The 23,107-nt window shown below is 69.7% G+C and carries 19 protein-coding genes, 1 tRNA gene and 1 pseudogene; 1 reads left to right on the forward strand and 20 read right to left on the reverse strand.

The window, feature by feature from the left end; translation table 11 throughout:
* Positions 1-2,519 precede the first annotated feature (2,519 nt).
* Positions 2,520-4,133 carry an SPOR domain-containing protein gene (locus tag IPG61_02995; protein MBK6733058.1) on the reverse strand — a complete coding sequence of 538 codons (1,614 nt, stop codon included), beginning with the start codon at positions 4,131-4,133 and terminating at the stop codon, positions 2,520-2,522.
* A complete protein-coding gene (gene selA / locus IPG61_03000) occupies positions 4,126-5,559 on the reverse strand; it encodes an L-seryl-tRNA(Sec) selenium transferase (GenBank protein MBK6733059.1) in 1,434 nt (477 codons plus the stop codon). Before selA ends, IPG61_02995 begins: the two co-directional genes overlap by 8 nt.
* A gap of 272 nt (positions 5,560-5,831) precedes the next feature.
* On the opposite strand from selA, the gene IPG61_03005 reads away from it, so the two are divergent.
* Positions 5,832-6,599, forward strand: coding sequence for a TonB family protein (locus IPG61_03005; protein MBK6733060.1), 768 nt, complete (start codon positions 5,832-5,834; stop codon positions 6,597-6,599).
* Here the strand turns inward: IPG61_03005 and IPG61_03010 are convergent.
* The 18 genes and pseudogenes from IPG61_03010 to recA form a co-directional block, all read right to left on the reverse strand.
* Entirely contained in the window at positions 6,580-8,415 is a 1,836-nt protein-coding gene (locus IPG61_03010; protein ID MBK6733061.1) for an ABC transporter substrate-binding protein, read from the reverse strand. The genes IPG61_03005 and IPG61_03010 overlap by 20 nt on opposite strands.
* Positions 8,416-8,431: 16 nt before the next feature.
* A complete protein-coding gene (locus tag IPG61_03015) occupies positions 8,432-9,667 on the reverse strand; it encodes a peptidyl-prolyl cis-trans isomerase (protein MBK6733062.1) in 1,236 nt (411 codons plus the stop codon).
* 55 nt (positions 9,668-9,722) lie between these two features.
* On the reverse strand, positions 9,723-10,868 hold the full coding sequence (locus IPG61_03020) for a mannose-1-phosphate guanylyltransferase (GenBank protein MBK6733063.1): 1,146 nt from the start codon (positions 10,866-10,868) through the stop codon (positions 9,723-9,725).
* Positions 10,869-10,884: 16 nt separating this feature from the next.
* Positions 10,885-11,328, reverse strand: coding sequence for a 50S ribosomal protein L9 (locus IPG61_03025; GenBank protein ID MBK6733064.1), 444 nt, complete (start codon positions 11,326-11,328; stop codon positions 10,885-10,887).
* Positions 11,329-11,345: 17 nt separating this feature from the next.
* The gene (locus tag IPG61_03030; GenBank protein MBK6733065.1) at positions 11,346-12,338 is read right to left on the reverse strand and encodes a DUF2232 domain-containing protein; all 993 of its coding nucleotides are present in this window, start codon (positions 12,336-12,338) and stop codon (positions 11,346-11,348) included.
* A 35-nt stretch (positions 12,339-12,373) separates the two neighbouring features.
* A complete protein-coding gene (locus tag IPG61_03035; protein MBK6733066.1) occupies positions 12,374-12,640 on the reverse strand; it encodes a 30S ribosomal protein S18 in 267 nt (88 codons plus the stop codon).
* Between the two features lie 81 nt (positions 12,641-12,721).
* Positions 12,722-13,105 (reverse strand): 30S ribosomal protein S6, encoded by a 384-nt coding sequence (rpsF, locus tag IPG61_03040; GenBank protein ID MBK6733067.1) that lies wholly within the window; start codon positions 13,103-13,105, stop codon positions 12,722-12,724.
* A 229-nt stretch (positions 13,106-13,334) separates the two neighbouring features.
* Positions 13,335-14,024 (reverse strand): aminoacyl-tRNA hydrolase, encoded by a 690-nt coding sequence (locus tag IPG61_03045; GenBank protein ID MBK6733068.1) that lies wholly within the window; start codon positions 14,022-14,024, stop codon positions 13,335-13,337.
* Between the two features lie 112 nt (positions 14,025-14,136).
* Positions 14,137-14,826, reverse strand: coding sequence for a 50S ribosomal protein L25 (locus IPG61_03050; protein MBK6733069.1), 690 nt, complete (start codon positions 14,824-14,826; stop codon positions 14,137-14,139).
* A gap of 133 nt (positions 14,827-14,959) precedes the next feature.
* On the reverse strand, positions 14,960-15,895 hold the full coding sequence (locus tag IPG61_03055; GenBank protein MBK6733070.1) for a ribose-phosphate pyrophosphokinase: 936 nt from the start codon (positions 15,893-15,895) through the stop codon (positions 14,960-14,962).
* Positions 15,896-16,077: 182 nt separating this feature from the next.
* Positions 16,078-16,152: transfer RNA gene (locus IPG61_03060), tRNA-Gln, on the reverse strand.
* 44 nt (positions 16,153-16,196) lie between these two features.
* Entirely contained in the window at positions 16,197-16,544 is a 348-nt protein-coding gene (locus tag IPG61_03065) for a septation protein SpoVG family protein (GenBank protein ID MBK6733071.1), read from the reverse strand.
* Positions 16,545-16,603: 59 nt separating this feature from the next.
* The gene (ispE, locus tag IPG61_03070; GenBank protein MBK6733072.1) at positions 16,604-17,524 is read right to left on the reverse strand and encodes a 4-(cytidine 5'-diphospho)-2-C-methyl-D-erythritol kinase; all 921 of its coding nucleotides are present in this window, start codon (positions 17,522-17,524) and stop codon (positions 16,604-16,606) included.
* Positions 17,525-17,583: 59 nt separating this feature from the next.
* Positions 17,584-18,564, reverse strand: a complete 981-nt coding sequence (locus tag IPG61_03075) for a hypothetical protein (GenBank protein ID MBK6733073.1) — start codon at positions 18,562-18,564, stop codon at positions 17,584-17,586.
* A gap of 48 nt (positions 18,565-18,612) precedes the next feature.
* Positions 18,613-19,509, reverse strand: a complete 897-nt coding sequence (locus tag IPG61_03080) for a UbiA prenyltransferase family protein (GenBank protein MBK6733074.1) — start codon at positions 19,507-19,509, stop codon at positions 18,613-18,615.
* Positions 19,506-20,948: a sugar nucleotide-binding protein gene (locus IPG61_03085; protein ID MBK6733075.1), complete on the reverse strand. Its 1,443-nt coding sequence runs from the start codon at positions 20,946-20,948 to the stop codon at positions 19,506-19,508. The genes IPG61_03080 and IPG61_03085 overlap by 4 nt, the downstream gene beginning before the upstream one ends.
* A 25-nt stretch (positions 20,949-20,973) precedes the next feature.
* Positions 20,974-21,693, reverse strand: a complete 720-nt coding sequence (locus IPG61_03090; protein ID MBK6733076.1) for a RecX family transcriptional regulator — start codon at positions 21,691-21,693, stop codon at positions 20,974-20,976.
* A gap of 5 nt (positions 21,694-21,698) precedes the next feature.
* Positions 21,699-22,896 (reverse strand): annotated as a pseudogene (gene recA, locus IPG61_03095) (recombinase RecA).
* Positions 22,897-23,107 lie beyond the last annotated feature (211 nt).

Here is a 23,107-nt window from a genome sequence, read left to right on the forward strand (position 1 = left end):
CGGACAGGTTGGCGCGCGCTTCGTCGCGCTCCATCTGGGCGTCCTCGACGCGCTTGCGCAGCTCCTCGCGATGCATGGTGCTGTCCTGGCGCGCGCGACCACTCTCGCTCAGCAGGTCGGTCATCTGCTGTTCAGCCGCGGCCAGTTCGGCGATCTCCTGCTCCAGGCGACCGCGCTCCTGTTCCATCTCCGCTGCGCGCTGGCCGGCCGTGTCGCGCCGGTGGGTCAGTTCGGCGATCTGCACCTGCAGGCCATTCAGCTCGTTGTCGCCGGCCGAGAGGCGGCCGCGACCGTTGATCAGGGCCACGCGCACGTCCTCGCGGCGCGCGCGATTGGCCGCCACGCGCTGTTGCGCCACGGCGGTGCGCTCCTCGAGCGCGGCGATCTCGTTCTCGATCTCGTCGAGGCGCTCACGACGTCCCAGCAGCCCGGTGTCCGAGCCCTCGCCGCGACCACCGCGGATGCGGCCGTCGCTGGTCACGAGCAGGCCGTGGCGACTCACGCAGACGATGGGCGTCGCTTCGCGCCAGGAGGAGGCGGCAAGGGCCGCCTCGTCGTCGGTGTCGAAGATGAACGAGCGTGCGAGCAACCCGCGCAGGGCCGGGATCGCGGCGCCCGGGCCGGTGATCGCCTCGCGCGCCGGGCGTCCCCCCGCAGGTGTATCGCCGACCGCCGCTCCGCCGCCCTCGAAACCGCCCTGGCAGATCAGGCTGGCCTGGCCCAGTTCGTCGCGTCGCAGCTCACCGACCAGGTCGGCAGCCGTCTCCCAGCCGTCGACCACGACGGCATCCAGCACTTCGCCCAGCAACGCCGCCAGCGCCGGCAGGTCGGCCGGCGCGGCCGACAGCTGGTCGGCCAGGCCACCGACCAGGCGCGGTTCGCCCGCGTGGCGGCGCAGGATCTCGCGCGGCCCCTTGCCGTAGCCTTCGTACTCCTCGTGCAGGCGGCGCAGCAGTTCGTGCGTGCTTCGCGCGGCCTCGCGCCGTCCCGACAGCGCTGCCGCTTCTTCCTGCAGCGCGGAAGCCGAGACTTCGAGATCGGTCTCCTCGCGTTCGTAGCCCGCGAGCTCGGCGAGGATCTCCTGTCGGCGCTGCCGCGCCGGGTCCACCTTCGCACCGACCTCCGCCAGCTGCGCCTCGGCAACACGTCCGTGCTCCAGTACGCCTTCGCGGTCCTGCGCGAGGATTGCTGAACGCTCGCGGCGGTTCTCCTGCTTCACCTGCAGTTCGCGCAGGCGGCTCCGCTGCGTCGCGTCGTTCTCGATCACCTCGAGATTGCGTGTCGTCGCGTCGTCCAGCGCCGCGCGGTCGCGCGCCAGGCGGTCCTCGAGGATCTGCAGTTCCTCCTCGCGCTCGGCCAGCAGGCGCGCGGCGCCCTCCAACTCGTCGCGAACCTGCGCGAGGCTCTCGTCGAGGCGGCCGATCTGGCCGTTCAGGTCGCCATGGCGCGCCTCGGCTTCGGCAATGCCGTTCTCGGCGCTCTCGATGCGACGCCGCTGCTCGTCGATGCGATGCTCGAGCACGAGCACCTGGCGCTCGGTCTCCTGGAGGTCCTCCTCGAACGCGTGCAGGGCTTCTTCCAGCTGGCGACGCTCGGCCTCGCGCTCGTCGATGGTCGGGCGCGCGGTCTCGATGCAGGCCTGCAGCTCTGCCAGCTCACCCACGCCAGCCTCGGCAAGGGTGCGAAATTCCTGCAGGCGGTCACGGGCCTCGGTCTCGCGTGCATCCAGTTCGTGGTGCCGACGACCGGCGACCATCAGGTCCAGCGAACGGATCTCGCCGTACAGACGCTGGTGCCGACGCGCCTTGCCCACCTGGCGCTGCAGCGAGCGCACTTCCTTGCCGATCTCGTCGATGATGTCGTAGAGCCGCACCAGGTCGCTCTGCGTGCGGTCCAGCTTGCGCTGCGTCTCCTTGCGGCGGGCCTTGTACTTGGTGATGCCCGAGCCTTCTTCGAGCAGGTGCCGCAGGTCGTCGTTGTTCTCGTTGAGGATCGACTTGATCATCGACTCCTCGATGATCGAGTACGATGTGTTGTTCACGCCGCTGTCGAAGAAGAGATCGCGAAGATCCTTCAACCTGCAGGCCGCGCCATTCAGGAAGTAGTCGCTGCCGCCGTCGCGGGTGACCCGGCGCTTGATCGCCACTTCCGAGAAGTCGATCGGCAGCCCACGGTCCTCGTTCTCGAAAGTGAGCGTCACCTCGGCCATGCCCACGGGCCGACGCTTGGTCGTGCCCTTGAAGATGACGTCGTCCATCTTGCCGCCGCGCAGCTGCTTCGCCGACTGCTCGCCGAGCACCCAGCGCACCGCGTCAACCACGTTGGACTTGCCGCAGCCGTTGGGACCGAGGATGGCCGTGATGCCATGGTCGAATTCCAGCCTGGTACGGTCGACGAAGGACTTGAATCCCTGCAGTTCGATGGATTTCAGACGCACAGGAACACCTTTCCGCGCCTCGCGCGGTGTTCGGATGCCGAAGGCACGGGCCGCGGCGCGGCCGGACGCGGGGTCCGGGCGGTCACGGCGTTGAATCCTGGATGCGGGCCGGCTCGGCCCACGTGGCCTGGAGGCGGTCCAGCAGCGCGGGCAGGGCTGCGTTCGCCGCCGAACGCGTCGGGAAGCTGCCCACATAGACGCGCCACCAGCGGCCGCCTTTTTCCCTGATCTCGACAATGCGGACCGCAGTGCGCAGTCCGCTTCGTTCAAGCTCCGCCACCTGCGCGGCGGCGCTGGCGCTGTCGGCCAGCGAGTACACGTGCAGCGCCCAGCCCGCCTGTCCCGCCGGCACGCTGTACGGTGCGCGATCGAAAGGCGCCGGGCGGCCGGATGCGGGCGACTCGGGTGCGCTGACCTTCGGCTCGACCGGCGCGGCGGGCGTGCGCGATGCCGGCAACGTGTCGCCGATCGAGGCCAGGCCGCCGGCTTCGGCCACGCGACGCGCGGGCTCAGCGCTTCCCGCAGCGGCAAGGCTGTCCGGCATGCTGCCGCCCACCGTCCCGGGCGACGTGACCGAATCGCGAGCGGCCGGTTGCGGCTCCTCGCGCGTCACCACGGGCTCGAAGTAGCCGCCGGGCGGCACGCGGATGTGCGTGGTCCAATACCACGAGATGGCCACCAGCGCCAGGCCGAACACGGCGGCGGCGGCCCAGAACATGCGGGGCGTCCCCCGCGGCGGCTCCAGTTCGGCGCCGAGGTCGACTTCGGGACGCAGGGCCTCCACCGGCATCGGCGGCGGCGTCACCGGGGGCGACGTGCGGGGCGCTGCGGGCGGCGACGGCGGCGGCGGCGCCGGCTGCGAAACCGGCGGCGAAACCGGCGCGACCCGCACCGGCTCCGGACCGCCGGCCTTGACCGTGGCTTCGGCAGGCTCGGCGACGGTCGGCTTCACGCGGATCGGATCGGCGAGCGGCGGCTCCGGGGACGGCGGCGCAGCCGCCGGCATCGCCGCCGCGGCTTCGCCGTAGGCCACGAGGCCCGTCAGCGGCACACCCTCGGCGGCGAACGGCCCGAACACCGGACCGAGTTGCGCTTCGCCGCGCGCCGAACGGTCCCAGCAGAACAGGCGGCGGTCCGCGCGACGCGCCCAGGGCAGTGCCGCCGGCCCGACGGCCGCCACCACGAGAATGTCGTCGGCCTGGTGGCGCAGGCGTCCGAGCAGCGAGACGATCTCATCGGTGGTCACGTCGGTCGGCACGAACGAGCCCACGCCCAGCAGGAGTCCGCGCGCACCCCGGAACGGCAGGTCGACCCCGGCGGCCAGCACCGAAGCGCCGAAGCGCGCCACGTCGATCCAGCCCTCGGTCTCTTCGCGCTCGCTCCAGATGGTCAGCGCCGCGCCGGCCTCGTCGGCGTCGAGCACCAGCACGTTCTGGCCGCGCGCGTTGAGGGCACGCGCGAGCATGAGCGCCGCAACGGCGCTCAGCTGCGGCTGACCCGGCTCATGGAGCAGCAGCCACACGCGCGGCGACGAGGCGCCCCCGAGAAGGTGGTCCAGCTGGCCGGCCAGGCGGTCACCCGGCGTCAACTTATCCAAGGCCTTCCAGAACGACGTGCCGGACTCGAACTTCTCCGGCAACGCGGCCACATCGGCAACGAAGAGCGGCAGTCCGGCGATGTACTGGCGGTCAGCCACGATGCTCGACTCCGTCCCTGGCTGCGGCCCAAGCCGTCGTGAACGCGGCGGCCACCAACGGCATCTCGTCTTCCGCGATGGTGCGCGGATCGACGGCCAATCCATCCTGGTTCAATCGCGTCACCAGCGCCGGGTCCTGCCGACGCAGGTGCTGGTGGCACGCTTCGAGTTCTGCACGCGGCCCCTCGAACACGAGGAGCCGGGTTTCCAGTTCGGCACTCGAGCAGGCGCCACCGCCCACGCTCGAGACGCCGGCCACCACGGCGGCGGTCCAGCCGGCGGGCAGCCCCGCAGCAACAAGCCGCCGCAACGATTCGGCGCGCGCCGCCAACTCGGTTGTCGTCAGCGCCAGCGCCGCCAGCGCCGGCAGCGCCGGCAACCCCGTCGCGTCGAGGTACGCCGTCAACACCGCATCGAGCGCGGCGAGCGTCATCTTGTCCACGCGCACGGCCCGCCGCAGCGGGTGTTCGCGAAGCGCCGCGATCCGCCCGGCATCGCCGAGGATGAGTCCCGCCTGGCAACCGCCCAGCAGCTTGTCGCCGCTGCAGGTCACGAGTGTGCAGCCCGTGGCCACGTCCTCGGCGAGCAGCGACTCGCCTTCCGGCAGGCCCAGATCGCCCGGCGCCACCAGCAGCCCGCTGCCCGCGTCGTACACCAGCGGGCAGCCCGCTTCGGCGCAGAGCGCCGCCAATTCGGCCAGCGGGGCTTCGGCAGTGAAGCCCTGCATGGCGAAATTGCTGCGGTGCACCTTGAGTACGACGGCGCCGGGCACCAGCGCGCGCCGGTAGTCGTCGACCGTGGTGCGGTTGGTGGTCCCCACCTCGATCAGGGCGCTGCCCGTCTCCGCGATGATCTCGTGCAGGCGGAACGAGCCGCCGATCGCTACGATCTCACCGCGCGACAGCAGCACCGGCCCACCCTTTGCCAGGTGCCGCACGGCAAGCCACAGCGCTGCCGCGTTGTTGTTCACGACCAGCGCATCGCCGGCGCCGGCCAGCAGGGCCGCCTTGCGCTCCACCAGCCGCCCGCGATGCCCCCGCTGGCCGGTTTCCAGGTCCAGCTCGAGGTCGCTGTACCTCAGCGCGACCTCGCGAGCCGCGTCGGCCGCCGCCGCCGGCAGGCCCGCCCGGCCCAGGTTCGTATGCACGACCACGCCCGTCCCGTTCAGCACCCGGGTCCAGGCCGGCCGCAACAGCCGCCGGCAACGGGCCGTCACGACGGCGACCAGTTCCTCGTGGAGGACCGCCCGGACCGCCACCGGGCCGCGGTCCTCGCGCAACCGCGCCCGCAGGCGCTCGCATTCCTCCTGCACGACCCTTCCCGCCCAGGCGCGGCGCCGACCCTCGAGAAACCCAGCCAGACGCGTATCTTCCAATACGGCGCTGACCTGCGGGATTTCCCGGAGACGGGACTGGAGGTCGGACATCGGGATCACGCATCCTTGCCTGGCGATGGAGGCGGCCGCCGACGACAAGAATATGGCCGCTTGCGGCGGCCCGGTGCGCCTGCCGGAGCCGAGATGATCTCGTGGCCGCCAAATTACCAGATGTGCGGGCGGATGTCCAGACGGCCGGGGTGCGATGGCACTGGCGCGCCGGCGCCCGCCTCGCTAACGTCAGGCGCTGCGGCGTCCTCCCCTGCCGGGAGGGGCCGGCGATCCCGACGGGAGCACCGAAGCAAGAGGTAACCGTACCCGAGATGTCCAAGCCCGAGATGCCCAAGCCCGGTCCAGCCCAGCCCGCCCCGCCACCGCAGTCCTTCACGACCGCGGCCCAGGTGCGCTTCCGCCAGGGCGGCCCCCGGCGGCTGGCCGTCGCGGCCGGCATCGCCCTGCTGGCGCTGCTGCTGCTGGTCTGGCTGGGGCCGCAGGAAACCGGGATCGTGCGCAGCCTCACCTATTACGGCGCCCCCGGCGAACTCGAGATCATGCCCGAGATCTCGATCGATGACGGCGCCGACGCCATGCACCGCCTGCCGCGGTCGCTTCAGGTACCTCCGCCCCCGGCCCGCCTCGAGGTGCTGCCCGAACGCACGGACGATCGGGCCGTCGAGACTGTCCCCATGACCGTCGAAGCCACCGACCGCGCCGGCGAGGCGGTGGTCGACCCGGCCGACGCCATCGTCGACGCGCTGTTCGACGAATCCGTCCAGCTGCTGTTGCCGCAGCAGACGTCGCGCGACTGGTACATCCTGCACCTGGTGCGACCGGAATACCCGGTGCTGGCCAGCGAGCAGGACCGCCGGCGACCGGTCATCAACGTGGTGGTCTGGATCTTCGTCGACCCGCAGGGCAACGTGACGGCGGCACAACTGGTGAGCAACGAGGGCGGCGAGGTGTTCGCGCAGGCCGTGCTCGAGGCCGTGCAGCAGTGGAAACTGGGCTGGCGCGTGGATCCGCAGCGCGGCCGCCAGCTGGTCCTGCCCTGGCGCTTCCGCAGCCCCTATTTCAACGCCGGTCGTCCCTAGGCGCTTCCGGTGCGGCCGGCGCCGGAGCGGCCGGCTCCCAGCCGGTCGTGTACAGCGCCGCCGGGAAGGGAACGGCGTGCTGCTCCCGCATCACGCGCACCGTGGCGGCATACGACTCCGGGCCCGCGACATCGAGTTCATCACGCGAGATGCGGCGACGCAGGGCGTCGGCGAGTTCCGTCCGCGTGCGGGCACCGCTGCCGGCCAGAGTGTCGAGCAGCATGCGCAGCGACTGGTAGGCCTGCAACGCCAGCTCCGCGGCTTCAGGCGGGTAGTTGCCTGCAGGCCAGGCAGCGGCGAACGACTCGGCCCAGTGCGCCGGGTAGAGCGGGAAGTTGTCCGGGAACACGGCGCCTTCGAGCGACTTCCCCGCGCTCTCGGCCAACAGCGCACTGTTCCAGGTGCTGAGCCCCATCACCAGCGCGCCGACCCGGTGGAACTCCAATTGCGGTCCCAGGAGGATCATCTGCTCGACCGTTGCCGGCACGAAGAGCACTTCGGGGCGCCGGCCGCGCACTTCGAGGACGGCTTCCTGGAAATCGATCGCCTCCGGGGCGAACGCCACCTGTGCGACAACCCGACCACCGAGCCGCTCGACCTCGGCGACGAAGGCGTCGGCATGACGGCGACCCTCGGGCTCGTCGGGGTAGAGCACGGCATAGGTGGATTTCAGCAGCACCGTGCTGGCCAGGTTCGCCAGCAGGCGCGGCTCGAACTGGCCCGTCAGGTTCGTCTGGAAGACGTTGGGGCCGATCTCCCAGATCCGGTCGTTCGTCGCCGTGGGTGAGACCAGCGGTGCGCCGTACTGCTCCGCCACCACGGCCGCAGCCGTGGTCGGATCACTGAGCAGGTCGCCGAACAGCGCAATGCTCCCGCGCTCCCGGCACAGGCGACGCGCGGCCAGGGCACCATTGACCGGATCGCCGCCGGTGTCCTCGACCACCAGCGTGAATTCGCGCCGGAGTTCCTGGTTGGTCGCCTGCAGGGCCAGGCGAGCTGCGTCGTGGAAGGCGGCGCCCAACTCGGCGTAGCGGCCGGTGAGCGGGCACAACAACCCCACCTGCCGCGGGTGCACCGGCCCGTCCGGCTCGCGGCGGACGCTTGCCTGCAGCGGCGAGGAGAGGCCGAGGAGATTCAGCGCCGCGACCGTCCAGCGGTCGCCGGGGGCCGCCAGCTCAAGGTCGGCGGCCACGGAGCGCGCGTCCGCATCGCGGCCGGCGTCGAGCAGACTCTGCACGCGCCGACACTGCAGCCACGGCAGCAGCGCACTGTCCGGGTGGAAGATCACGAGGTCGGCGAGTTGTCCTGTCGAGAGCCGCTCCAGAAGCGGCGCGCTGCGCGGGGCGCCGTCGTCGCGCTGCCCGCGCACCGGGTCGCGGTCGTAGTGCAGGACGAGGAAGTGGGCCGCCCGCAACGAATCGCCGGCCGCGACCGCGATCTGCGCCGCGCGCTCGAGCGCGCCGTCCACCAGCGGGCTGTCCGGATGATCGGCCAGCAGCTCATCGGTGAGCGCCAGGGCATGCCGCTTGTCGCCCAACCGGGCAGCGGCGTCGACAGCCAGAGTCAGCACCTCGTCGTTGCGGTCGAACGCCGGGTAATAGTCGAGCAGCGTTCCGGCCAGTTCCAGGCACTGGCGGGAACGCTGCTGTTCACTGGCCGCCTTCAGCTGCGCATACAGGCGCCGGGCCTGCTCCCGGTCCGGTCCGCTCAGGCCGTCGCCCGCGCCGGCCAGGCCGGCGCAGGCCGCCATCGTCAGCAGGACTACCGCCGCCTGCCGGCAGCGAAGCCCCGCACCGCGCGTTCCGATCCTGGCCATGCCCGCCTCCTGCCCGTCAGCGCCGGATATCCTCGATCGAGGTCGGCTGGCGGAACTTGGGGTTGTACAGGTTCTCCAGGATGAAGTTGGCGTCGTCGATCAGGTCGCTCTGGGGATAGAGCTCGACCAGGTCCTCGAGAATGGCCGCGCCCACGCTCAGGTCCACCAGGTTCTCGATGGCCGTGTTGGCGGCCATGAACATGGCGTCATCGGCACGATCGGAATCGGGGAAGTCGTCGGCGATCATCAGGAGGATGTCGATCCGGCGCATGATGTCCTGGTTCAGCATCGCGCGCTCGAACAGCTGCTGCGGCGTCATGCCCTGGCCGGGAGTGAAGCGGCCCATCAGCTTCACGCCGTACTTGGCGCGGGCTTCCTTCAGGTAGTCCTTGATGACGCCGTCCTGGAAGCCAGGCAACATCTCGTTCTTGATCATGTCCTTCGATTCCGCGAACGAGGAGTTGCGCTCGAACTCGCGGTGCGTGACTTCGACAACCTGCCACTTGCCGCCGATCTGCATCGGCGGGCTCACGCCGATGGGCAGGTTGAACACGGCCTTCGAGAATTCCGCGCCCGACTCGACCAGCGGCACCACGGTGCCGTCGCTCATCCAGCCCGCATCCCCGGACAGCTTCTTGGTCTTGTCATTGAGGCTGAATTCCTCGCAGATCTTCACCCAGTCATCCACGGGGCTCTTGGCCTGCAGGCGGCGGAAGGCACGGTCGGCATCGGCCTTCGAAGCACACTCGATATGACGAACGCGCACCATGCCCTGCTGCTTGTAGCGGCCGATGTTCTTCTCGTAGAACTCGCGCATCTGCTCCGCGGTCGGGGCCGCGTCGCGCAGCAACCCGTACTGCCGCATGGCGCGGTCGAGCGTGAGCCGGCGCTGCATCACGAGCGAGCGGGCGACCACCTGGTCGTTGTACAGCTTCCGCTCGACGGCGCCGGTAACCATCAGCGCCTGCTCGACCATGCGGCGCAAGGCGACACGCTCACCCTCGGGACCTGCGAACTGGTCCTTCGAGCGGTCCGGCTGTTCGTCGATGAACAGCTCCAGGTCGGCCTGCGTGATCTCGATGTCGCCGACCTGGGCGATGACCGGCGTCGCGTCCTTTGCCAGGTCGCCGAACAGGGGCTTCCAGCCGAAGCCGGCGCCGGAGGTCTGTTGCTGCTGCTGACAGCCGGCAGTAGCCGCGAGCAGGAACATGGCCGCCAGAGCGGCAGGGATCATACGCAGGACGCGGACCATGACGACGACTCCTTGCAGGATTGCGTTATCGACGACTTCGACGGACGACCACAGCCTACAGCAGGTCGCGGCGACCGTCCTTCTCCAACAGTGTGATCACGTCGCGCAGCCGCTGGGTCTGGTCCCGGCGGCAGATCAGCAGTGCGTCGGGCGTATCGACCACCACGAGGTCGTCCACCCCGACCAGGGCGACCAGGCGCCGGTCACCGCGCACGATGTTCCCCCGGCTGGACAGTGCCAGCAGGTCGGCGCGGCCGCGGTTGGCGCCGGCATCGGCGCCCTCGGGATCGCCGGCCAACTCACCGGCCAGTTCGCCCCAGGCTTCCCAGTCCCCCAGGTCCGACCAGCCGAAGGCCGCCGGGATCACCGTGAAGCCCGGGAGCTTTTCCATGATGGCCTGGTCGATGGAGGCGGCGGGACACACGCCATAAGCAACCGTTAACGCCTCGGCAAAGGCCCCGGTTCCAAATGTCTCGATCGGCTGCGCCATCAGGCGGCGGACGTCGGCCAGGTAGCGGTCGGCCATGGTGCCGAACCAGGCCTGGTTCCAGACGAAGATGCCGCTGTTCCAGAAATGGCGCCCGCCGTCGACATACCGTGCGGCCGTGGCCGCGTCCGGCTTCTCGACGAAGGCCAGGCCGTCCCGGGGCTCGGTGCCGGTGTCGCCGGCGGCCACCTCGATGTAGCCGTAACCCGTGTGCGGATGCGTCGGCCGGATGCCGAACGTGGCAACAGCCGGCGTCGACGCCACGAGGGCGAAAGCCGCCTCGAGCTGGGCGCGGAACGCCTCTCCGTCGGGGATGTGGTGGTCGGCAGGCAGCAGCGCCACCGGCGCCGCACTGTCGAGGCGCCGCGCCAGGCCCATGCCGAGCACGGCGCAGGGCGCGGTGTTGCGGCCCACCGGTTCGGTGATGACGTGGTCGCCCGGCACTTCGGGCAGTTCGGCCCGTATCGCATCGGCCAGGTCGCCGGCGGTGACCACCAGCACCCGGTCGGCGCCGACCAGCGGCACCACGCGCTCGAACGTATCGCGCAGCAGGCTGCGACCTGAGCCCAGGTCGAGCAGCTGCTTGGGTCGCGACGTCCGGCTGAGCGGCCAGAAACGCGTACCGCGGCCTCCGGCCATGATGACGCAGATCCCCCGGATCCCGTCGCCCGAATGGCCATCAGCCGCGGACCGCATCCTCGGCGTGGAGTTCATCGCGGTCTCCCGTCGGTCAGGACCTGACGACGTTCACCTTCGCGATGACCCGAACGTCGCCGTAGATCTTCACCTCGACGTCGTACTCGCCCAGCATCTTCAGCGGCTCCTCCAGCAGCACCTGCTTGTGCTCGATGGTGGCGTGGTCGCTGTGCAGGACGGCCGCGATGTCGCGCGCGGTCACCGAACCGAAGAGCTTGTTCTCTTCGTCCGCCTGAACGGCCAGGGTGCAGGACAGCGTGCCGATCTTCGCCGCCAGCACACGGGCTTCGCCCAGGCGCTGGTCCTCGCGCTTGGCCTCCTGCTTGAGGTGGGCCGCCACGAGCTTGCGATGAGCCTCGGACGACACAACCGCCAGACCCTTCGGGATCAGGTAGTTGCGCGCGAAGCCGCGCTTGACCGACACCGTGTCGCCCATGCGGTCGAGGTTCTCGACGTTGTGCATCAGGATGATTTCCATCACTTAACCACCTTTGGTCATTGGCTTCCGGCGTCGTTCGCGCCGGAGTCGAGCCGTCGCAGGTCCCTCCACTGGTCGGCCAGTCCCAGCAGCACGCTGGTGACCACCAGGGGAACGAACGCCAGCCCCATCAGGGTCCAGTAGATGACCAGTCCCGCCGGCGGCAGGAATCGCCGCGACAAGTGGTACTGGACGGACAGTCCCTGCACACTCAGGAGCGCAGCAGCCAGAACCGACAGGTTCAGCCCCGCGTCCGCCAAGGGTGCCTTGCGGGTGATCATCAGTCCGATGCCCACCGCCAGCACCCACACGACATAGAACGGCAACCGCCACTGCGCGAACGGCGGCAGCCGGCGGGGCGACGGCACGGTCACCAGTTTCCGGCCCGTTACCCGGACCAGAAGCAGGATCACCACCGCCTGCCCCAGCAGCCCCGTGCCGATCAGCGACGGGTACAGGCGAGCCGTCAGGTCGGTCAGCTGCGCGAAGCGCTGCCGGCCGATCTCGCGCGCCTTGGCCAGTTCCGCCGGATCGGTACCCGGCGGGGCCTGCTGCTCGAGCATCTTCAGCGACTGGTCGGTGATCGCCGCCAGTTGCTCACGCACCGGCATCTGGACCACGGCCCAGATCAGCAACGGCGCCAGCACCAGGGCCACACCTGCCAGGGCAACGTCCGGCCGCCAGCCGCGCCGCCACGCCGCACCGGCCACGAGGCCCGCCGCGACGTTCGCCGTCATCTGCCAGGTGTCCGCTGCCGACAGCAGCAGGTACCCGGCAGCCAGCCAGGCCACCACCGACACCGCCAGTCGCCACAACCTGGTCTCGGCCCACGCGGCCCGACCCCAGGCAACAGCGACCATCAAGGGCGCCGGCAAGACCACCAGAAGCCAGAAGCCGCCGATCTGGCCCCCGGCCGCCAGATCCGCACCGGCCCGCGCCACCGCCCAGGCAACTGCCAGGGTGATGAACGCAGCGACAGGAGACAACAGTGCCGATGGTCCGGGCTTCACGGTCACCTGTTCTCCACCACCGGACCGGGCCGGTGCTACCGGTAGTATTCCTTCACGAACGGCAGCAGGGCCAGGTGCCGGGCGCGCTTGATGGCCGTGGCCAGGGGGCGCTGGAACTTGGGACTGGTGCCGGTATTGCGACGCGGGGCGATCTTGCCACGCTCCGTGACGAAGCGACGCAGGGTCTCCTCGTCCTTGTAGTCGATGGCGATCATGCCGGTCTTGGTGAAGAAACAGACCTTCTGTTTCCCGTGCCGCCTCTTCTTCTTCTTCTTCTTGATCCGTAGATTCTTGCGAGCCATCGGATCCTCCTTTCCTCGAGAGGCCGCCGGGTACTGTGACCCGGTCGGCACAAGTTCCTGGGGACGCCGGCTGACGGAGCCCTACTCCGTAGCCTCGACGATCGGCGCGGGCGCGGGCGTGGCCTCGACGGGCCTGATCGCCCGGCGCTTGGCCATCGACGCGCGATTGCGCTCGGCCCAGTCCTCGTCCACCACCACGAGGTGGCGCAGGATCTGGTCGTCCTGGCGCAGGAACTTGTCCAGGTCGGCGACGACCGTACCGTTGCTGTTGAACTTCAGGAACATGTAGTTGCCACGGCTTTCGAACTCGATCTCGTAAGCCAGGCGACGCACGCCCCAGTGGTTCTCAAGGGTCACTTCACCGCTATGCGCGGCGATGATCTCCTTGCAGCGATCGACCCGGGCCTGCATGGCGGCCTCGGGCTGGTCGGCCCGCAGGATAAAGACACATTCGTACTTCTTCACTGGTAACACCTCCCCTCGGACAGATCGACCCGGGTCTCTATTCGCCACGGCGGGCCCGCGAGGGGTCGCCGGGACGTCAGCCCGGGTAGGGATGTGAGCACACAGCTAATCACAGCACGTTAACGCTGTTGAGCTTTGTGGCGGGCACAATGGCCCGCAACCGCTTGCGCGGAATGGAAAAGTATAGGATGCGGCCGGCCGCCGCGCAAGGACGGGATAAACGCCGCCCTCAGCGGCGGTTGAATCGTGAAGCCGCGGCCCCGACCCCTTCTTCAACCAAGCAGGTGACCGCATCCGCGGCCCAGGCCACCATCGGGCCTGCCACCTCGTGCTCCGCGTCGGTGAACGGGGTCAGCACGAAATCGGGCCATTGCGCCGGGGGCACCGGCTCGCCCTGCGGGGCGATGCCCAGGCGCAGGCGCGGGAAATCGTCGTGACCGAGCGTCTCGATCACCGAGGCGAGCCCCTTCTGGCCGCCGGAACTGCCGCCGGCCCGCAGGCGCACCGCCCCCAGCGGCAGGGCCAGGTCGTCACAGATCACCAGCGGCCGCAGGCCGGGGACCGGAGGCGGCAGGGAAGGCTCGGCCCCCGCGGCCGGATCGGCCGCCGGTCCGGTCGCGGCGGGCGCGGCGGGCGCGGCGGTGCCGGGAAGCCACAGCGGCCAGCCGCGCACGGCCGCCAGGCCGGCCACCGCCTCACCGCTCAGGTTCATGTAGGTCAACGGCTGCTGCAGCACGAACGGACCCTCGCCGACCGGCGCCGCGGCTTCGCGCCAGGGGCCGGCGCCGTCGCGGAACGTCCAGCCGAGGCGCCTGGCCAGTTCCTCTACGACGAGGAAGCCGACGTTGTGCCGGGTGTGCCGGTAACGCCGGCCCGGGTTGCCAAGTCCGACCACCAGCAGGGGCGCTGCGCTTGTCATGGACCATCCCTTCGCCGTTGCCGGGGCGGCTGCCACCGGATATGCGACAGCCGACCGCAAGGGCGGCCGGCTGTGGGCATTTCCGGTCGGCGCCAGTGGCCGTACCGTCAGGCTACTTCTTGTCCGTCTTCTTGTCCGTCTTCTTCTCGGCCTTCTTGTCGCCCTTGTCATCGGGCTTGCCGCCCTTGGCGGCCTCGACCGGCGCCGCGGCCTCAACGGAAGCGACGGCTTCCTCGACGAACAGCGACGCAGGCTTGATGCTCAGGATCAGCATGTCGGGGTCGGATACGACCTCGCCGCCGGGCACCTTCAGGTCGCGCGCGAAGACCTTGTCGTTCAGGCCCAGCTCGCTGATGTCGAGCTCGACGAACTCGGGCAGTTCGCGCGGCAGGCAACTGACTTCGACCGAATTGTGGGCGATCGAGACCGAGGCCTCGCCCGACTTCACCACGGGATTGGCGCCGGTCACGTGCACGTGCACGTCGACGACCATGGTCTGGCCCTGCGGGATCTCCAGCAGGTCGACATGCAGGATCATGTCGCTGACCGGGTGGCGCTGCACTTCACGCAGCAGGGCGATATGACCCTCCTCCATGCCGGCCTGGTGCAACTGGAAGATGGCGCTGCGGCCGCCGAGGTGCTTGAGCGCGACCTCGAAGGCGTGGCCTTCCAGTTCGATGCTGGCCGTGGCGCGGCCCTTCCCGTAAAGCACGGCGGGGACGCGGCCGGCGGCGCGGGTGCGCCGGTTCTCGTTCTTGCCGGCGGTCGTCCGCGGATGGATGTTCAGGTTCACCAGGCTCATCGGATCTTTCCTCCACCAACATGATGACAAGGCGACCCGCCTGCGGCGGCGCCAAAGTCGGAAACCGGAAAAGGACTGCCCAAGAAAGTACCGCGCCGCCGCCGTGTCAAGGCGCGGCGGTTCCCGGCCCGGACTAGACGAACAACGCGCTGACCGTCTTCTCCAGGTGGATGCGCTCGATGGCGTCGGCCAGCAGGGCCGAGATGTCGAGCACGCGGATCTTCGCGCACTGGTCGAAGCGATCGAACGGAATCGTATTGCTGACAACGACTTCCCGGATCGGGGCTGCGCTCAGGCGTTCCAGCGCCCGTCCCGACAGCAGGGCATGCGTGCAGCAGGCGGTGATCGACAGCGCGCCCTGTTCATGGCAGACCCGCGCCGCGTCGGCCAGGGTACCGGCGGTGTCGATCATGTCGTCGAAGATGACGACTTCCTTGCCCTTGACGTCGCCGATGAAGTTCATCACGACGGCCTCGTTCGGGCGCGGGCGGCGCTTGTCGATGATCGCCAGGCTGGCGTCGAGCCGCTTGGCGAAGGCGCGCACCATCTTGATGGAGCCCACGTCCGGGGCCACGACAGCAAGGTTGTCGCGCGTACGGTCGCGGAAGTAGTTCAGCCACACCGGCGCCGAGTAGATGTGGTCGACCGGGATGTTGAAGAAGCCCTGGATCTGTGGCGCGTGCAGGTCGATCGTCAGCACGCGGTTGGCCCCCGCGGTGGTGATCAGGTCGGCCATCAGCTTGGCGGCGATGGGCACGCGGGGCTGGTCCTTGCGGTCCTGGCGCGCGTAGCCGAAGTACGGGATCACGGCCGTCACGCGCCGGCACGAGGCGCGGCGCACCGCATCGATCAGCAGCAGCAGCTCCATGATGTTCTCGGCCGGCGGCATCGTCGGCTGCACGATGAAGACATCGGTGCCGCGGATGTTCTCGCCGATCTTGATCTGGATCTCGCCGTCCGAGAAGCGCCCCGCGTCGACCTGCAGCAGGTCGATGTTGAGGTTCGCGGCAATGAGCTCACCCAACGCGCGATGGGCGTTTCCCGTCATCACGACCAGATCGTTGCGCATCTTTCGACTCCTGGCAGGCGGTGGCACGGGCGCGGGCGGAGGCGGTGCGGCGGCGCGTCGGCACAGGCCTCCGCGGGCCCATGCCGACCGGGCAGAAGCTACACGCCGGCGACGCGCCGGGCAACGTGAAATCGGCTGGAACAAAGGGAAAGCCGCCTGGGCGGCGGCTGGGCGGGAGCGGATGGTTGGGGCGGGAGGATTCGAACCCCCGAATGCAAGGACCAAAACCTTGTGTCTTACCACTTGACGACGCCCCAACCGAGCTGCGGCCGGCACGCACCCCGGTCACAGGGTATGTGCGTCAATACCTCCCGGCCATCGCCGAGCCGTGGTCGTCGTCATCGTCGTCGTAGTGCCCGCGCGCCGTGGGAGGCGGCAATTCGCCGCTTTCGACCCGCTGCATCTCGCGCCGGTACGCCGCGATGACCTGGTTCTCCATCCACTCGCGCGTGGCCATGTTGATCGGATGCGCGATGTCCTGGAACGTGCCGTCCTTGCGCTTGCGGCTGGGCATCGCAATGAACAGCCCCGAAGCGCCCTCGATGATCTTCAGGCCGCGGATGACGAAAGCGTTCTCAAGGGTGATGCTGGCGAATCCCTTCAGCTTGTTGTCGTCACGCAGGGTGATCCTGATTTCGGAAATATCCAAGACAGTCCCTCTCCGTGGCAAGCCCAGGAACCCGGCCGCGGACCAACGGTCCGCGTGTCTCAATCTTCCATGATCTCGACGCCGCCGGGATGCGGCCCGACGACCCGAACGAACAGCCCCGCCTCTGCGTATCCCGCGGCGACCTGGGCGAGGTCGCGATCCATCGGGAACACTCCGTAGACGGCTGACCCGCTGCCCGAGAGCATGGCGACGACTGCAGACTCGCGCAGTTCGAGCACCAGCCTCTGCAAGCCCGGCTGGCCGGGAAGGACGACATCCTCCAGCCGGTTGAATCCAGGCCACGTTTTCTGCGGAAAACGGGCCAGAATCGGCTTGATGACGGCGATGCTAGCTTTGGGGCTATGGACTGTCAATCCCAAATTCAGGTGCCCGTAGACGTCGGGCGTGCTCAAGTTCAAGGCTGGTTTGATGATAAGGAACCGGCAGGCGCGAACCGTCGGCAGCGGCGTCAGGATGGTCCCGATGCCGCGACCGAGCATGGTGCCGCCGCGCACGAAGAACGGGACATCGGCGCCCAGTTCGGCGCCCATCTTCTCGATCTCGGCAGGATCGAGCCCGGTGCCGAACAGGCGGTCACAGGCCACGAGCACGGCTGCGGCATCGCTGCTGCCGCCGCCAAGGCCGGCCGCCGTCGGGATCTCCTTGACGAGGGCCAGCCGCAGGCGACCGGAGACACGCTGCGCCTGGCAGAACAGGCGCGCTGCGCGCCAGCAGAGGTTGGTCTCGTCGGACGGCACGCCGCGCACGGGGCCGTTGACTTCGATGGAGATCTCGGGCTCGCGGCCGAGCCACTGCTCGTCCAGGGTCACATCAACCGTGTCGAACAGCGCCACCGCCTGCAGGACGGTCTCGATCTCGTGGTAGCCGTCGTGGCGGCGGCGCAGCACCTCGAGGTGCAGGTTCACCTTGGCCGGCGCCCGCAGGCGCAGGCGCCTGCCGACGGGCTTGCGCCCATCCACGAATCCATCGCCTTTGCCGGCTTGCCGTTGCATCGATCCGCCCCCGTCAGGGTTGGGTGTCACCCGCGGTCGGCCGCGGCCAGGTCGGCGTACAGCGCGCCCCACGGCCCGCCGGGTGGCGATCCCGCCGGCCGGTTGCCGCGCCCGGGCATCAGGCGGCCCAGGAATCCGGGGAACGCCGCGCGCGCAAAGGTGGGTTCAGGCAGGGCGAAGTCAAGATCCAGCAAGGCGGTATGGCCCACCAGGCGCATCTGTTCCGGCTCCACGACGCCCAGATCGCGCTCGGCGCACAGGCGCAGCCACGACACCTCACGGGGCCGGTAACCGGCCAGCCGCAGCGCGATCGCATCGACGGCGACGGGGTCGTCGCCGGCCAGGACGACATGCCGCGCCAACGTGCGGCCGCCCGGACCGACATGCCACACGGTACCGTCGATCACCGCTCCCATGGCCGGGAACAATTCGCGCAGCACCGCCACGGTCTCGGCCCTGACCTCTGCCCCGGGCACGCCGCGGCGCGACGGATGGCCGGCCAGGATCAGGCGCCCGAGCGTGGCGCAGGCGCCTTCCAGCCGCCACGGCGAGACGAGATCGGCCGCCGCCAGCGCCAGCACCGGCTGGTGACGGAGGGCGAACGGCACCTTCGGCTCGGCGCCCGTCGCCTCCAGCGACGCCAGGCGGGCGCGCGACCGGAACGGGACCGGCTCGCCTCGCGCGGCGGCGGCATCCTTCCCCGGCGCCCCGCCGGCCAGGCCGCCCCAGGGAGCCGCCGTGGGCCAGGCCTGCAGCCCGCCGGGCCCCACCGCCGCCACACCGACGGCCGCCGTCCCGGAACCGGCCGCAGCCGCCTGCAGCGCTGCGCCCACCTGCCAGGGCGGGCAGGTACGTCCGGCCTGCCAGCGGGCGCCGTCCAGGCCGGCAGCCACGGTCCAGGGCCCTGCGGCAGGGGCGCGATCGAGCCCCGCCAACGCCAGGGCACGGCGATAGTCGGCCTCGATCGTCTCGGGCCGGACCTCAACCAGGGAAACGAGTGGTCTCATCGGATACAACCTCCGGGTCGGGCCGGCCGGGCAACTGTCGACCGGCGACTACTGGCCGGGACCGATGATGCGGATGGCCACGATCACCCAGGCAATCACGATCGCCTGCAGCAGCTTGTCGACCAGCAGGATCTCGTGCGGACGGCCGCCCCTGTCCTCCAGGAACACCAGGTACAGGTAGCGGCCCATGCCCAGCAGGACGAACGGCAGCGTGTAGACAAGGTTGCGCGTCCCGAAATGGCGGACCGTGTCGGGCCAGACCGTGTAGAGCGCGTAAGCCATCGCCGTCAGCGCGAAACTGATGCCGATCAGCGCGTTCAGCATCGGCTCACTGTAGCCGCGCAGGGCGGGCCGCGTCTCGGCGCCGCCCGGCACCATCTTCAGCAGTTCATCGCGCCGCTTGCAGAAGCCGAGGAACAGCGACAGGAAGAAGGTGCAGAGCAACAGCCACGGCGAAATGCCGACGTCCGCGCAGGCCGGCAGCAGGACCAGGACGCCGCAGGTCGCGCGGATCACGAAGCTCATCCCGATGCCGGTCACGTCCAGCACGCGCACGCCCTTCAATACGCGCGTGTAGAGCCAGTTCCACACGAAAAAGAAGACCACGCCGCCCAGGAAGCTCCAGCCCAGCAGCGCCGCCGCCGCCAGCACCACGACCAGCAGCGCCAGTCCCCCACGGACAGCCACCGGCACCGGCAACCGGCCGGACGCGATCGGCCGCAGCTTCTTGTGCGGGTGCCGACGATCCAGCTCACGGTCGACGATATCGTTGAAGACGTAGATGACGCCCGACGCGAAGCAGAACACGATCGCGCCGAGCACCGCGCGGATGACGCAGGCGGGTTGTCCCAGCTTCTGCGCGAAGATGACGCCCGCGAACAGCAGCAGGTTCTTGGTCCACTGCCGCGGCCTCAGGCTGGCCAGGAATGCGCGCGTGTGGGTCACGCCGGTCGCCGGGCCGCTTCCAGCAGCTGGCACAGGAGGTGACCGAGGAAGATGTGGATCTCCTGGATGCGCGGCGTGTGCTCACTGGGCGCAATGACCGCGCTGTCGACCAGCGCGCGCAGCTTGCCGCCGTCGCGCCCGAGGAAGCCGTGCGACCGCAGTCCCTGCCGGCGCGCCTGCTCCACCGCACGCACGCAATTGGGCGAATTCCCGCTCGTCGACAGGACCAGGAGCACGTCATGCGGGCCGCCCAGCGCCTGCACCTGCCGGGCGAAGATCTCGTCGAAGCCGTAGTCGTTGCCGACGGCCGTCAGCGTCGAGGTGTTGACCGTGAGGGCCAGCGCTGCGTAACCCGGACGCTCGTCGAGGAACCGGCCCACCAACTCGGCGGCGATATGCTGGCTGTCCGCGGCGCTGCCGCCGTTGCCGCAGACCAGCAGCTTGCCGCCCTGCTCCCAGCCGGCCAGCACGTCGGCCGCCAGCGCCGCCAGTGGCTCCAGCTGCGCAGGGCCGAGCCGGCCGAGCGCGGCCTGCAGGTCGGCGGTCGTGCGGGCCAGTAGGGCGGCCGCCTGGTCGCGGAGCGAGGTCTGCGCGGGCATGGTCATGGGTGCAGGCGGTCCTTTCCCTCCCGCCGGCGAGGGCCGCGCGGGCTGCGGGACAATGTTACGGGTGCACGACCTGCCCGGCCTCGAGCCGGGCGACATAGCGCCTCGTGGCATCCTGCCAGGTCGGGCGCGGCCCGCAGCCGGCCTGTTCCAGGCGGCGGCTGAGCAGCGTCGAACAGGCGGGGCGCGCCGTTGGAAGATACCACGGTGACGCCCGCTGACAAGCAGCGCCAGCACCCCGGCCAGGTCGTCGGCATAGGTCGGGCAACCGCGCTGGTCGTCCACGACCTGCAGCGTTTCGCGCTCGAGGAGCAGCCGCCTGATGGTCTTGACGAAATTCACGCGCCCGTCGCCGAACAGCCAGCTCGTCCGGACGATCTGCCACGGGGTGTCCAACGCCTGGACGTGCTCCTCTCCCGCCGCCTTCGTCCGGCCATAGGCATTCACGGGCGCCCGCGGGTCGTCCTCGTCGTAGCCGGCCAGCGGGTCGCCGCCGCGGCCGCGCCCGTCGAAGACGTAGTCGGTGGAGATGTAGGTCAGGCCGGTGCCCATGCGCGCGCAGGCCTTCGCCAGGTTGGCGGTGGCCGTGCCGTTGGCCGCAAGGGCCTCGGCGTAGCGCGCCTCGGCGCCGTCGACATCGGTCCAGGCCGCGCAATGGATGACCCAGTCGGGCGCGTGCCCGGCAACGAGCGCCGAGGTCGTCGCGGCGTCGGTCAGGTCGCCGTCCGGCAGGTCGATGCCGGCGACCACATGGGCCTGCGCATCGTCCTCCGCCAGGCGCTTCATCAGTGCCGAGCCGAGCATGCCATCGCGACCGGTCACGAGGATCTTCACGTCGGGTCTCCAGCCGTTTCGAAGGTCAGGACGAGGGTGTCGGCCGCGTGCGCCTCGCGGCGCGGGACGCCGTGGCGGGCCCGAAACCGCGCCCCATCAGGAAGCGCACGACGCGCGCCACATCGCGCGGGCCGTCGCCGGCGCAACGCCGCCAGCAGGTGGTCGCGGCCTGCACCGCCAGTTCTTCCTCGGTGCCGGTGTCGAGTGCGTCGGTCGCGGCCTGCCTGGCCACGTCCGGCGACAGGCCCGCCTCGCGCAGCTTCGACTCAAGATAACGGCGACCCACGGCTTTGCTCAACAGGCAGTCGCGACACCAGGCGTCGGCGTACTGCCGGTCCGAGTGGACGCCGCGCTCGTGCATGGCCTCGATGACGGCGGCCACCGCTTCGGGCACGAAACCCTCGTCGAGCAGGCGCTCGCGCAACGCAGCCACCGGCCGCAGGCGCCGGTCGAGCAGGGCGAAAAGCCGGCGCGCGGCGCGCTTGCGCTCGGCGGCGAGGGCCACGTCCCGGTGCTGTCCCGCGTCCAGGTCGCCACCCGGCAACGGCAGGTCGGGCGGCAGCGACGATGCCGCCAGTTCGTAGGTGATGCCGCCCTCGACTTCGAGCCAGGCCGTCTCACCCTCGCGCCGGACAGCCAGCAGCCGGACACTTCCCGAAGGAAGGTCCGGCTGCGACGGCGACGATGGCTGCGCTTCCTGGCGCTGGTCCTGCCGGCGGCCCGGGTGCAGGGGCCGTTTGGGCAAGATGGTCAGCTCCCGGTGCCGGCGGAGGCGGCCGGCCTGGCGGCCGGTTTCACGGCTTCCGACTTGATCGCTTCTGCCTTGTTCACTTCGGGCTTGGCGTTGTCGACGCGAGCCGCTTCCGGCTTCGCGGGCTCGGCCTTCACTTCCTCCTCGGGAGCGAAGTTCCCGATGCCGTAGTGCTTGAAGACCAGCAGCTTGATCCTCTCGTACAGGTCCGGATTCTCCTTCAGGAAACCGCGCACATTGTCGCGGCCCTGGCCGAGGCGCTCTTCCCCGTAGCTGTACCAGGCGCCCGACTTCTGGATCAGGTTGGCCGCCACACCCAGGTCGATCAGGTCGCCTTCCTTGCTGATACCCTCGCCATAGAGGATGTCGAACTCGGCCTTCTTGAACGGGGGCGCGACCTTGTTCTTGACCACCTTGACGCGGACCTGGTTGCCGATGACCTCTTCGCCCTGCGTGATGGCGCCGATGCGACGGATGTCCAGACGCACCGAACTGTAGAACTTCAGCGCGTTGCCGCCCGACGTCGTCTCGGGATTGCCGAACATCACGCCGATCTTCATGCGGATCTGGTTGATGAAGATGACGACCGTGTTGGTCTTGCTGACATGAGCCGGTCAGCTTGCGCAGCGCCTGCGACATGAGGCGCGCCTGCAGGCCGACGTGCTGGTCGCCCATCTCGCCCTCGATCTCGGCCCGCGGCACGAGCGCCGCCACCGAGTCGATGACCACGATGTCGACCGCGCCCGAACGCACCAGCATCTCGGTGATCTCCAGCGCCTGCTCGCCGGTGTCCGGCTGGCTGACCAGCAGGTTGTCGATGTCGACGCCCAGCTTGCGCGCGTAGACGGGGTCCAGGGCGTGCTCGGCGTCGATGAAGGCGGCCGTGCCGCCGGCCTTCTGGCAGTTGGCGATGACCGAAAGGCAGACGGTGGTCTTGCCCGAGCCTTCCGGCCCGTAGATCTCGCAGACGCGGCCCTTGGGCATGCCGCCGATGCCCAGCGCGATGTCCAGCGACAGGCTGCCGGTGGAGATCGCGTCGAACTGGTCGAAAATCTTGTTGTCGCCCAGCAGCATCAGCGAACCCTTGCCGAACTGCTTCTCGATCTGCGCGCGGGTCAGTTCCAGGGCCTTGGCCCGGTCGTCCCTGGCCTTGTCCTCGGGGCCGCTCTTGCCGGGGATGCTCTTCGCTTGCGCCATGCTCGTTCTCCTGTGGGTCGCGCGCCCTCGATGGTCGCGCCCGGTTCATGATTCGGGTCGGATGCGCCGGCCGCGCCCGCTGCACCTGCTCCCGGCCCCGCTGCCTGCCGGCCTCCCTGCCGCCGGCCTGCCTCTGCTTTGACCAAGTCTTTGACCAAGTCTTTGACCAAGTCTTTGACCAAGTCTTTGACCAAGTCTTCGACCGAGTCGT

The sequence above is a fragment of the bacterium genome (assembly GCA_016703265.1).
Classification (GTDB): Bacteria; Krumholzibacteriota; Krumholzibacteriia; order LZORAL124-64-63; family LZORAL124-64-63; genus CAINDZ01.

Excerpts from the sequence above, each read along its gene's own strand:
- selA (MBK6733059.1), bottom strand. The coding sequence starts at position 5,559 with ATGTCCGACCTCCAGTCCCGTCTCCGGGAAATCCCGCAGGTCAGCGCC.
- IPG61_03005 (MBK6733060.1), top strand. The coding sequence starts at position 5,832 with ATGTCCAAGCCCGAGATGCCCAAGCCCGGTCCAGCCCAGCCCGCCCCG.
- IPG61_03010 (MBK6733061.1), bottom strand. The coding sequence starts at position 8,415 with ATGGCCAGGATCGGAACGCGCGGTGCGGGGCTTCGCTGCCGGCAGGCG.
- IPG61_03015 (MBK6733062.1), bottom strand. The coding sequence starts at position 9,667 with ATGGTCCGCGTCCTGCGTATGATCCCTGCCGCTCTGGCGGCCATGTTC.
- IPG61_03020 (MBK6733063.1), bottom strand. The coding sequence starts at position 10,868 with ATGAACTCCACGCCGAGGATGCGGTCCGCGGCTGATGGCCATTCGGGC.
- IPG61_03025 (MBK6733064.1), bottom strand. The coding sequence starts at position 11,328 with ATGGAAATCATCCTGATGCACAACGTCGAGAACCTCGACCGCATGGGC.
- IPG61_03035 (MBK6733066.1), bottom strand. The coding sequence starts at position 12,640 with ATGGCTCGCAAGAATCTACGGATCAAGAAGAAGAAGAAGAAGAGGCGG.
- IPG61_03045 (MBK6733068.1), bottom strand. The coding sequence starts at position 14,024 with ATGACAAGCGCAGCGCCCCTGCTGGTGGTCGGACTTGGCAACCCGGGC.
- IPG61_03050 (MBK6733069.1), bottom strand. The coding sequence starts at position 14,826 with ATGAGCCTGGTGAACCTGAACATCCATCCGCGGACGACCGCCGGCAAG.
- IPG61_03055 (MBK6733070.1), bottom strand. The coding sequence starts at position 15,895 with ATGCGCAACGATCTGGTCGTGATGACGGGAAACGCCCATCGCGCGTTG.
- IPG61_03075 (MBK6733073.1), bottom strand. The coding sequence starts at position 18,564 with ATGAGACCACTCGTTTCCCTGGTTGAGGTCCGGCCCGAGACGATCGAG.